The sequence below is a fragment of the Nocardia sp. NPDC058633 genome (assembly GCF_042717045.1).
Classification (GTDB): Bacteria; Actinomycetota; Actinomycetes; order Mycobacteriales; family Mycobacteriaceae; genus Nocardia.
In genome coordinates, this window is record NZ_JBHXRA010000001.1 from 215,797 (window position 1) to 227,279 (window position 11,483).

Genomic DNA, 11,483 nt, shown 5'->3' on the forward strand with positions numbered 1-11,483 from the left:
GACGGGGGACAGATGGCGGTCGAACCGACCGATGACGCGCTACTGGTCGAGCTGACCGGTGCGCCGCAACGGTGGCTGGCCCTGTGCCGCGATGCCGTCGCCGCCGGGCCCGACGACGCCCACCGCCTGCTGCTACACCGCCGGGAAACAGGGGTACTGGCACGGCAGTCGCTGGCCCGGTGGAAGAACCTCGCCGCGGACGACGATCCGCTCGAGGAGGAAGCCGAGGATCCTGATGCCCAGGGTCGCCGGATCACCGCGGATCTGTCCGCGGCACGCGCGATGGCGGTGCTGGCACAGGCATTGACCGGTGCGCTCGACACCGACGACGCGTGCGAGACCTTCCTCGATCACGCCGAACGCGCCGGTCTGACCTCGGTCGGCACCCAGTTGCTGCCCGCGGGGACGCCGATCACCGGTGCGGACGCCCCGCTCGGCGACATCGTGCGTCATCTGCTCGGTCAGGGCGGTCGTCCGGCCCGCGGCTACGCCATCATGGCCGCGCTGGAACTGGCCGGGCACACCCTCCCGGTGGTGCGCAGCAGTCGGATCAGCGTGCTGTTCTTGAACTTCGGCGGTGGCGGCGAGGTGGGCGTGCTGCGCCTCGACCAGGTCCGTGGTGGACCGAGCGGCCTGCATCCGGACCCCGCGCGCATGAGCTTCCTGCAAGCCGATCGCGAATTCACCGACAGTCTCGACAGTGCCTGGCGGATCAGCAGACTGGCCGCCACCGACGCGTGTGTGCGGTGGTCGGTCTCGACGCACGGCAGCGCACCGGCCAACGACATCAACGGTGCGTCGATGGGCGCGGCGATCGCGGTCGCCCTCGACGACCTCGCACCACGGCACGCTCTGCTGCGCAGACTGCGGCCACGGCGCCTCGATCCCGAGTGCGCGGTCACCGCCGGGCTGTCGGGCGCGAACCTGACGGCCGTCGGCGGTTACGCGGGCAAACTCACTGCCGCGCAACGCTCATCGCTGCGAGTGGTGGTCGCTTCGGAGGCATTTCGGGAGGCCGCCGAGAAGGCGCCACAGAACTACGCCGACCGGATCTCGGCCGCTCGCACCGTGACCGAAGCGATCGCCAGGACCCGCACCCGGGCGAACCTCGCGCTGTGGATCGCGTCCGTCGCGGCCGGGCTCGCCGTGCTGCTGGCGGTGGTGTCGGTGACCAACCTGGTCCAGTTGCGCAACGAGAACGCGGTCGCGCGAGCGGAATCCAGTTCACGACTGTTCGCCGGCGTCGCGCGCGGGGGCGGCAGCCTCAATCCCGCACTGTCCCAGCAGATCGCGCTGGCCGCCTACCGCACCGCCGCGACCGAGGAGGCGCGGTCGGCACTGTTGGAGAACACCGCGACGAACGCGCCGATCCGGATCAGCCCGGGTGTCGTGCTCGGCCGGGGCGTGGTCTTCGATCCCGACGCACCGCGCATCGCGACCACCGCGCGGGGCGACCTGATCGCGATCGGTGAAGGCGACGGCACCGTCGAACTGGTCCGGGTGACGGAGGCAGGCGTCGACCGATGGCCACGGTTCGCCACCGGCAGCGGACACATCCGCGGCGTGGCGCTCAGCGCCGATCACGCATGGTTGGTGGTCGCGGGCGATCTGCGCTCGGCGTTGTGGAACATCGCCGACCCCGACGCGCCGCGCCTGGTGAGCCCGCTTCCGCTGTCCGGTCGGTTGCCGTCGTCGGTCGCGCTGAGCCCCGACCTGGGGTATGTCGCCATCGGTACCCACAGCGCGACGATTTCGCTCTGGCGCCTTGGCGATGATCCCGCGCACCCGGTCGCCTTACCGACGCAGTCGGCCACGGGCCGGCGTGTGGAGCTCGCCCTGAGCGATCGCACCCTGGTCGCGGCGGCGCCGTCGTTGTTCGGCGGAATCTGGACCACCACGGTGCTGGCCTGGAACACCGAGACCTTCGACCGCGATCAGACGCCGGTGTTCGAGCGCCGCATCGAACGTCCCGGCGGTGCCGAGGCGCGGTCGGTCGAGTTCACCGCCGACGGCACCGTGCTGGCCGTCGGCCTCAATCCGGGTGAGGTCGCGCGCTGGCGGGTCGGCGCGACCACTTTCGACCCGATGCCCGCCGTGACGCGGGGCGCCAACGAATACCTCGACGTGTCGGTGACCGAGGACGGTCGATCCGCCGTGATCGTCGGCGGTGACAGCAGGGCCCGCATCCGCGATCTGGACACCGGCGAGGAGCTGGTCACCTTTCCGATCGATATGGTCGCGCGGGCGCGCTTGCTGCGCGGTGGAAGATCCCTGGTGACAACGAGTTTCGACCATGCCGTGCACGTTTTCGCGCTACCGGGCCCGGTGGTCTCCACCAGTTCGCTCACCCTGTTCCGGTTTCCGCTCGACCAGCCGGCCCTCCCGCAGGAGCTGTTCCCGCACCTGCGAATGCTGGCCCGAACGCCCTTCGCCGTCGATCGGGCGCTGCTCGACGGCGACCCCGCCGGCCTGATCGACGTCGTCGCGATCGCCCCGGACGGAACCAGAGCGGTGACCAGGACCGAAACCACGATCCAGGTGTGGGACATCGCCGACCCGGCGAATCCGCGTCGGGTCGGCGCGCCGCTGAGCGCGGCCGGCGTCGACATTCGCGCGATCACGTTCAGTCCCGACGGCGCCATGGCCATCGGCCGCAGCCTGACCCAGACCGTCGAGATCTTCGATGTCACCGGCGAACCCGAGTTGCGGTCGAGCATCCGATTCGGCCGCGGCTACCCGACCTCGCTCGCCTTCAGCCCGGACGGCACTCGGCTCGCCGTCGGCAGTCATCGCACCGGCAATGTCAGCGTCTTCTCGACCACGCCCGCCGCGCCGCCGATCGCCGAACTGTCCGATCTGCCGACCCCGGGCCAGACCATTTCGCTGGCCCTGAGCGCGCGCGGCACTCTCGCGGTCGGCACTCTCACCGGCGCCTTCGTCTACGCGCTCGGTGAGCCGGGTACTGCGCCGCGCGCCCTCGCGGTCCCCTCGGGTGCCAACGGCTCCGTCGGTTCGGTGGCCTTCGACCCCGGCGGAACCCGGCTCGCCGTCGACGACATCGTCAGCGGCGCCATCCTGCTCTGGGACTACACCGACCCCGCCGACCCCACCGCTTACGCCACCATCGCTCGGGGCCAGCGTCACCGGCAACCCACCATGCTGGCCTTCGCCGCGGACGGCGCCGTCCTCACCGAATCCGCCGTCGACGGCACCCTGCGTCAGTGGCGCACCGATGCCGCCGCCGAGGCCGACCGGATCTGTGCCAGCGGCACGACCCCCATCACCCGCGAGGAATGGGCGCGTGCCCTGCCCGGTCACGCCTATGTGAACACGTGTCCGGTGCGCTGATCGCTGACGACGCGACCTGCGTTTTCGCATTTATGTGTGACAGTATGTCGCGGTGCCCCTATTTCTTGGGGCAAGAGAAACGTTGCCTTATCGAATGTCGCCAGAAAATCTCATCGGGCTCTCAGAGTTATGTAAGAAAGATTGGGTATCGCGCGAAAATGCCAGGTAGGCGCCGTGCTGTGGCCGAACTGTTACCAGTGTCACTAAATCGGGAAAACCGTAACTCGGGGCGTTCGGGTGTCGATACGCCATTCGTAAGCCAGCTTCGGCTGGGCCTATGCGAGAAACAGAGGAATTACTATGATCCCCGTTATCATCGACACCGGTAGCGCCGCCCTGAACGGCCTCTTCGATACTTTCGGCGCCGCACTCCACGGGCTGGTCGACACCCTGTGGACCGGTTCCTTCGGCGGCTGACTATAGCCCCATAGGTCGATGAAACGACCTGGTCCGCGCTAGCGCGTGATCGACGAGAAGGCCCCGCACCCGATGGTGTGGGGCCTTCTCTCGTCGGTGGGGTCAGTGCGCGTGCGGCGCGCTCTCGCTGACATGTTTCGGGCCGTGCGCGTCGGCACAGGGGTGGGAGTCGCGGTGGCCGATGTCGAGCAGCTCGGGACCGGCGTGATCCACCTGCAGGGTGACGTGTTCGATGTGGTGCTCGTGGTCGAGCATGTGCGCGATGTCCTCGCGGACCGCATGGCAATCGTGGGCGGTCTGCACGAGGACATGGGCCGACAGGGCGGGGGAGCCGGAGGTGATCTCCCAGATGTGCAGATCGTGTACCTCGGTGACGCCGTCGCGCGCGGCCATGTCACGGCCGATCTGCGCGGGGTCCAGATGTTCGGGCGCGGCCTCGAGGAAGATCCGGCTCGACGCCTTGATCAGCCCGATTCCGGCCTTGATCATCAGCGCCACCACGATCAGCGTGGCGACCACGTCAGCCTGGACCCAGCCGGTGAGGATGATGACCAGACCGGCGACCGCGGTGGCGATGAACGCGAACAGGTCGTTGAGGATGTGCTGGTAGGCGCCTTCGATATTGAGGCTCGTGCGGTCGGCGCGGCTGATCATCCAGGTGGCCAGCACGTTCACGGCGATGCCGACGATCGCGGTGATCAGCACCAGCCAGCCGTGCACCTCCGGCGGCTCGAACAGTCTGCGGATCGCCTCGTAGCCGAGCCAGAGTGCCAGCAGGAGCAGGGTGAGTCCGTTGGCCTGTGCCGACAGGATCTCGGCGCGCTTCCAGCCGAAGGTCATCCGTCCGGTCGCCGGGCGCGCCGCGAGCCGGATCGCCCACAGCGCCAACGCGATCGAGGCGGCGTCGGTGGTCATGTGCGCGGCGTCGGAGAGCAGTGCCAGCGAATCGGCGATGATGCCGACGGTCACCTCGCCGATCAGGAAGGTGACGATCACCGCCAGCGCGCCGGCCAGCCAGCGTCGATCGCTGTCGGCCGATACTCCGTGGTCGTGCCCGTGTCCTGCGCCCATCGCGTTCCCCTCTTCTGCGGTCCGATCGTTGGCAATCATATGCATACATCGCTATGTATGCAATTCCTTCGCGGTCGGGCGCGATCGGCGCTGGTCACCGGATGTCATCGTGGCGTATCCAGCCTAAGCCTGTGGGGGTCTGCCGCTCCTCGCGTCGGTTCCGGAGTTGGGTGGCCGCTGTGGGCGCGCTGTCCGTTCGCGTGCGGCCTCGCCGCCCCGCAACGCGCGACCCAGGAGAGGCCCGCGACCAAGCCTGATCAGTCCTGGTCGGGCCAGGTATCGGCGACGATCAGTCGCCCGGCTGCCGGCAGCAGCGCGTAGTGGGCGGCGATCACGTCGGGCGGATAGGTCGGCCAGAACGATACGGCGCCGGTCGCCTTGTCGATGACGTACACCGAGCCGCCGACCGGAATCGGCCGATCCGGTGGCGCGTGTAACGGCTGAACCGCGAAAACGGTGAAGCCGTCGGCGAATTCGACGATCTGCCGGTCGTGCCCCGGCGGATCTGCTGGTAGGTACTCGGCCGCCACGCGGGTGGCCTCGGCTGGGTCGACCGGCGTCTGCGCGTCGGTCGGATATGCATGGATGTCCACGTTGTTCGCTCCTCGCGGCGATTGTCGTCGCCCCGCAGCGATCGTGCTGGACTTCGCTCGAATGCGCGAGTCCGGACAAGGAACGAGCCCGGCGTCCCTGCTCCCCCCTCCTGGAGCAGGCCCGGCCGGGCTCGCAGGAACTACTCTGCGCTACAGGTCCAGCAGGATCCTGAAGAGTCGCTTAAGGCTCGACGTTGTCATCGACGCGGTCCGCCGCGATATCCCCGTATGACGGACAACTCCTGCGGTGCGCACTGCGCGCGTCTGTGTACCAGGGACGGGCTGGCCGAGGTGCTGGCCACCGATCGCGGCCTGCTGCACTGGCGGGCGATGCGTGGCCTCGGCGACGCGGGCCTGGCGGAGCACGCGGTCCAGGAGACCTTGCTGCGTGGCTGGCGTTCCTGTCACGACTTCGACGACCGCAAAGGCAGTGTGCGGACCTGGCTGCTGGCGATCGAACGCAATGTCGTCATCGACATCCTGCGGGCACGCGCTGTTCGGCCCGGGGACGTGGGTTGGGACGACATCACCGAGGTATCGGTCTGTGGCGGAACGGATTTCGCCGACGGGTTGGTCGACGGGCTGCTCGTCGACCAACTGTTGGCCAGGCTCCCCGAACCGCAGCGAGCGGCGGTGACCGAGGTGATCCTGCACGACCGTGGGTACCGGGAAGTCGCCGCGGATCTCGGTGTTCCGGTGGGGACGGTGAAGACCCGGGTGCACTACGCGCTGCGATCGCTGCGTCAGTTGCCAGAAGTTGCCTGAACGCTGTCCTCCCGTGCTCATCTGGGCATCCGACCAGCGTATTTCGACCTTTCCATCCAGTTACAGTTCGGTAACTGTGCTTGCCCTGTGGTTGCCAACGTTGCAAGAGTGAACCACTGGGTTTGGTGTTACCAGGTGTTACCAATGGGAAGGGAGGGGTGCTCCGGTCCCGGGGCGCCGACCGAACATGCAACCAAACATCATCAAGGCCGGAATCTGCTCTACCGTCTCCGCCGCGGTGGTGGTGTCGCTGTCGGGGTTGGTTCCTGTGACCGCCCACGCCGCCCCTGAACCAGCCACCAGCGAGCTCGCCGGTAAGACGATCTTCCTCGACCCCGGCCACCAGGGGTCGGCGCATTCGGAGGACCTGAGCCGCCAGGTCGACAACGGCCGCGGCGGCACCAAGGACTGCCAGACCACCGGGATGACCTCGCTCAACGGCATCCCCGAACACACCATCAACTGGGACGTCGCCCAACTCGTGCGGGCCTCCCTGCAGGCACTGGGTGCCGACGTGGTGCTGAGCCGTGCCGACGACACCGGGTGGGGCGGCTGCGTCGACGATCGCGCCCGCGCCGCCAACGAGTCCGGCGCCGACGTGGCGGTGAGCATCCACGCCGACAGCGCGGGCCCCGACCAGCACGGATTCCACCTGATCGTGCCGCAGCTCCCGATTCCCGACACGGTCGCCGACAGGGCGCAGTCCGGTGGCGGGCGACTCGCGTCGAGCGCGGTTCGCGACGCCTACCTGGCGGCCGGCTTCTCGCCGGCGAATTACGCCGGCGTCACGGCGGGCCTGCAGACCCGTGAGGATGTGGCAGGCCCCGCGTTGACGCAGGTTCCGCTGGTGTTCGTCGAGATGGGCAACGGCGCCAACGTCGACGACGCCGCCCGCCTGGAATCGCGCGAAGGCCAGCTCGAGCACGCGGTCGCCATCACGACGGGCGTCGTCGGATTCCTCCTGAACAAGCCGATCCCCGCCTTCGCCGCCGCACCGGGTCGGGTGCCGGTCGCTACCCCCGCCCAGGCGCCGCGGCGCGCACCCGCGGCAGACACCACCGAGACTCCCGCACCCACCAGTGCGTCGTCGGCACCGAGCGCGCCCGCGAACCAGAACGGAGCTTCCGCGCCCGCGCAGGATTCGGTCGGCGCCGGGACACCCCCCGAGAGCTCGAACGGGGCCACAGATCCGACCGAGTCCTCGCAGCCGTCGAGCAAGCCGCAAGAGGTCACCGCATCGACTCCGGGGGCGCCTGCGGCACCAGAAGCCGGCGCCGCGCCGGCTCCCGACCAGGCACCGGCTGGTCCACCCGCGCTGTCGAGCGGCTCGAGTGAACAGTCCGCACCGACCGAGGATCCGGCCCCGGCCGACGCCGAGGGTCCCGCCGCCGCGGCTCCCGCGCCGGTTCCCGCCCGCGCCCCGATCGCGAATCCGGTACCGGTGGCTCCCGTGCGTACCGCGGCACCCGGTGCTCCGGCCCGCACGGCGCCGCCAGAGGCTCCCGCCACCACGACCCCGAAGAAGCGCGGCACCGCACCCCAGACCGAGGCGACACCCGGCGAATCCGAGCTCGATCTGAGCACCCTCGGCGGCCCGATCACCACGGTCATGACCCTGCTGATGCCGCTGGCCCAGGCGCTGGGCATGGACGAATCGACCATCCCCGGCCAGCTGATCAATCTGGCATACACCCTGGTGGGCATGGTTTTCGGCCCCAGCTGAGAGTTCATCGCACCCACACCGCCCACTCCTGATATCCGGGAGTGGGCGGTGTGCTGTGCGGCGACGGCGAGATGGCAGCATGGGCCGGGTGATTCCTGTGGTGATCGTGGCCGGTTTCCTGGGCTCGGGGAAGACGACCCTGCTCAACTATCTGTTGCGCAACAATCGGGGCACCCGGATCGGGGTGGTGGTCAACGATTTCGGGTCGGTGAACATCGACGCGATGCTGGTGGCGGGACAGGTCGACGCGATGGTGTCGCTGGGCAACGGCTGCGTGTGCTGCGCGGTGGATGTGTCCGAACTCGACGACCTGTTCGCCCAGCTGGCGCAACCGCGCAGTGCGGTGGACGTGATCGTGGTCGAGGCCAGCGGACTGGCCGAACCCCGCAACCTGATCCGCATGGTGATCGCCAACCCGAACCCGCGCATCGCCTATGGCGGACTGGTCGAAGTAGTCGATGCCGAGCAGTTCGCCGCCACCAGCGCGCAACATCCGGAATTGGTGACACATCTGCGAATGGCGGATCTGGTCCTGGTCAACAAGGCCGACCGAGTGGAAGCCGAGGCGCTGGCGGCTTTGCGCGCCCAGCTGGCCGACTGGGTCGGGCAGGTGCCGGTCTACGCGACAACGCACGGACGAATCGATCCCGGCCTGCTGTTCGACGATCGGGCCCCCGATCGGCCGAAAGTGGCCGAGCAGCTGAGTTTCGACACCCTGCTCGACGACCATGATCACGACCATGACCACGACGACTCCGACCACCGACATCTGCACGACGACTACGTCTCGGTGTCGTTCACGAGCGAGCGAGCGCTGAATCCCCGTGCGCTGGTGAGCTTTCTGGAGGACCCGCCGTCAGGGTTGTTCCGCGCCAAAGGATGTGTGGAATTCGCGGTCGCGGGGGAGCGACGCAAATTCGAAGTCCACCTGGTCGGCAGGCATGTGGTCTTCACTCCCGGTCCCTGGGCGCGTGGCGAGCAGCGCGTCTCGAACCTGGTACTGATCGGCACCGGGCTCGACACGGATACCGCACTGAAACGCTTGCACGACACCGTCTTCGACGGCGACACCCCGCTCGACGAGCAGGCGATGCTCGGCGTGTGGAGATACACACCGAGCGAGCTCTAGCCTCCGCTCAATACCGGCGCCGGCCGGGAGTCCCCGCGGCCCAGCGGAGCCGCCGCCGGACGATCTCGGCGATCAGGTCGGCGTCGGCTGATGGAATGGTCAGGCCGAGGCCGGGCAGGACGGTGGAAACGACGACGGCCGTCGGCTCGGTGGCTTCGAGGGTGCGGCCGTCCGGCAATTCGATCCAGGTGTAGGCGGGTCGGCCGGGCGGGTACCGGTGCACCGAGACGTCGGCGATGTATCGGAATTCGACGACGAACAGGTTCGTGGTCTGCGTGGGGTGCGCGGACTCGTACCTGTGTATCCGATCGACCGTCTGGACCGCGATCCTGTCGCCCGTCATCGTGACCGCGACAGTGTGGAGGTTGTCGCGGTCGTGCCGGAAGAACACGAAGTCGCGGCTGACGTGATAGCCCTGTGTACGCAACCTGATCGGCACGTGCGACTCGGCGAATCGGCACGCACTCACCGCGGCGAACTGCCCACGGGCGAGCTGGGTGTGATAGGCAGCGACAACCGCCGCCACGAGATAGACAGGCAACGACCAGAGCAGATGCCCTGAGCCGTAACCGAGTCCGGGAGCCGCGACCATCTCGATGACGCGGAGCACGAGCTGCGCCAGCAGCACGAAGGCCACTACGAACCACGGACCGGGCGGCCACAGCCGTTCTCGGACCCACATGATCGCGGCACCGTGTGTTCCCACGGCGGCCAGCAGTTGGCACGGCAGCATCCAGACGATGACCGACGCGGGCGCGAGGGTGATCAGCGGGATGGTGGCAAGAACCCACGCGACCGTCGGCGTCACCACAAAGGCAGATCCGAGCAGCCCGGCAACCCGCGGCCACCGCGCCGCAACGGTGCCGGCGATCAGCGGATCGGCCAAGGCCTGCGGCGGTAGTGGGAACAATTTCGCCCGAATACGATGCGACGCACCGCCCATCTGCGTCGATCCGTGCACTGCCATCACTGGTATTCCCCCGCGGTCGCTCGTTGTGAAGGCCACTCACCGAAGAGCGCGAGGCCGCACGCCATCGTGACGTATCGCTGATCGCCCTCGCAATCAGACCACTTGCTGTGAGCCCCGCAGGAACAGACGAAGCTATTTCTGTTAGCGTCCGGGCGTAAGGATCGGGGTCGACGCTGCGACTTCGATTCGAGATCGGAACGGGTGGGGATGGAATCGATATCAGGTAGCGGTGGGAGCGTGTCGGTCGACACGACCGAACTTCGTAGCCACAGTGCCGCCGTGGATCAACAGCGCAGCTACACCGATTACGGCTTGGACGCGGCCGGCCATGTGGCGAGCCTCGACGATGCTTACGGAATCTTCTGCCTGCCCTTCGCAGCCATGCTCGATGACGTGCACGCGAGCACGATCGCACTGCTGAGAGGCCTCTCCGAATCTATGGGCACCACGGTGGCCAATCTCAACAAGTGCGCGGAGACCTACGACACGGTCGATCAGGGCAGAGCGCAGGCCATGGGCGGCGCTAGCAGCCAACTGACCGGTTAGACCGGCGGGTTTCGGACCGCGGGAGGGGAAGAAATATGAGCTTCGATGATCCGAGCAGCACCAATCGGTTGGTGACCGCCGGAACTGACTACCGCAACAATTACCAGCCGCTGACCGAGTCGCTGATCACCAATACCGGTCTCCCGACGGAGTCCGGCACCGGCATCATGACGGGCTTCACGACGTTCGAGGCCGGCTGGGAGATGGGCGAAGGGCTCGCGAAAGGCGATGTCGGACTGGTGATCTTGGGCGCCGCGGCCGGCTCGCTCGACGTCGCCTCGGCTATGACCGATCCGATCGCTTACATCGGTGCCCAAATCGTGTCCTGGATGCTCGAGCATGTCGAACCGGCGCGTAAGGCACTCGAGTCGGTGACCGGTAATCCATCGATGGTCAAGGCGTACGCCGCGTCGTGGGAAAACATCCAAACGCACATGACGCAGGTACGCGATGATCTGAAGACGGCGGTCGACACGGGGATCAGCAGCTGGGAGGGCGAGGCGGCGACCGCGTATCGGGCCAAAGCCGCGCAACTCATCGGCCAAGCGGATGCGGCGGCCGGCGCCGCCTACGGTGTCTCGGTGGCGACGCTCAAAATGGCCGAGATCGTTACCGGTGTTCGCACCGCCATCCGCGACCTGCTGTCCGCGCTGGCAGGTGCGATGATCTCCTGGACAGCGGAACTCCTGGTCAGCGTCGGCACCGCTACGCCGCTGGTCATCGCTCAGGCCACCACCAAGATCGCCTCGGTGGTGTCGACCGTCGCCTCGCTGATGGCGAAATTGAAGTCAGCCGTGACCGATCTCGGGACGTGGGCTGTGGTCTTCAAAGATCTCATCGACGGTGTGTACCGCCAGGAATCGGCAGGCACCGCCTAGGAACGGTCTCGCCGCACTCGGATGGCGGCAGCACCGAACGCCA

The 11,483-nt window shown here is 67.8% G+C and carries 9 protein-coding genes; 6 read left to right on the forward strand and 3 right to left on the reverse strand.

What is annotated here, in order from left to right; genetic code table 11:
- Window positions 1-12: 12 nt before the first annotated feature.
- Complete coding sequence (locus tag ACFWUR_RS00995; protein WP_378899863.1) at window positions 13-3,348, forward strand: WD40 repeat domain-containing protein; 3,336 nt, start codon at window positions 13-15, stop codon at window positions 3,346-3,348.
- 519 nt (window positions 3,349-3,867) lie between these two features.
- Here ACFWUR_RS00995 and ACFWUR_RS01000 read toward each other — a convergent pair.
- Window positions 3,868-4,836 (reverse strand): cation diffusion facilitator family transporter, encoded by a 969-nt coding sequence (locus ACFWUR_RS01000; protein WP_378899867.1) that lies wholly within the window; start codon window positions 4,834-4,836, stop codon window positions 3,868-3,870.
- A 257-nt stretch (window positions 4,837-5,093) separates the two neighbouring features.
- On the reverse strand, window positions 5,094-5,429 hold the full coding sequence (locus tag ACFWUR_RS01005) for a hypothetical protein (RefSeq protein ID WP_378899870.1): 336 nt from the start codon (window positions 5,427-5,429) through the stop codon (window positions 5,094-5,096).
- Window positions 5,430-5,657: 228 nt separating this feature from the next.
- Here ACFWUR_RS01005 and ACFWUR_RS01010 point away from each other — a divergent pair, with 228 nt between their 5' ends.
- The 3 genes from ACFWUR_RS01010 to ACFWUR_RS01020 all read left to right on the forward strand — a co-directional run bounded on the left by ACFWUR_RS01010 (window position 5,658) and on the right by ACFWUR_RS01020 (window position 9,046).
- Window positions 5,658-6,194 carry a sigma-70 family RNA polymerase sigma factor gene (locus tag ACFWUR_RS01010; protein WP_378899873.1) on the forward strand — a complete coding sequence of 179 codons (537 nt, stop codon included), beginning with the start codon at window positions 5,658-5,660 and terminating at the stop codon, window positions 6,192-6,194.
- 187 nt (window positions 6,195-6,381) lie between these two features.
- Window positions 6,382-7,917 (forward strand): N-acetylmuramoyl-L-alanine amidase, encoded by a 1,536-nt coding sequence (locus tag ACFWUR_RS01015; RefSeq protein ID WP_378899876.1) that lies wholly within the window; start codon window positions 6,382-6,384, stop codon window positions 7,915-7,917.
- A 79-nt stretch (window positions 7,918-7,996) separates the two neighbouring features.
- Window positions 7,997-9,046: a CobW family GTP-binding protein gene (locus ACFWUR_RS01020; RefSeq protein WP_378899879.1), complete on the forward strand. Its 1,050-nt coding sequence runs from the start codon at window positions 7,997-7,999 to the stop codon at window positions 9,044-9,046.
- 7 nt (window positions 9,047-9,053) lie between these two features.
- Here the strand turns inward: ACFWUR_RS01020 and ACFWUR_RS01025 are convergent, their stop codons facing one another.
- Complete coding sequence (locus tag ACFWUR_RS01025; RefSeq protein WP_378899882.1) at window positions 9,054-10,013, reverse strand: hypothetical protein; 960 nt, start codon at window positions 10,011-10,013, stop codon at window positions 9,054-9,056.
- Between the two features lie 240 nt (window positions 10,014-10,253).
- Between ACFWUR_RS01025 and ACFWUR_RS01030 the strand changes: the two genes are divergently transcribed.
- Together ACFWUR_RS01030 and ACFWUR_RS01035 are read left to right on the forward strand one after the other, a co-directional pair.
- On the forward strand, window positions 10,254-10,562 hold the full coding sequence (locus ACFWUR_RS01030) for a type VII secretion target (RefSeq protein WP_378899885.1): 309 nt from the start codon (window positions 10,254-10,256) through the stop codon (window positions 10,560-10,562).
- Window positions 10,563-10,597: 35 nt separating this feature from the next.
- Window positions 10,598-11,440, forward strand: a complete 843-nt coding sequence (locus ACFWUR_RS01035) for a hypothetical protein (protein WP_378899888.1) — start codon at window positions 10,598-10,600, stop codon at window positions 11,438-11,440.
- The last annotated feature ends 43 nt before the right edge of the window (window positions 11,441-11,483 follow it).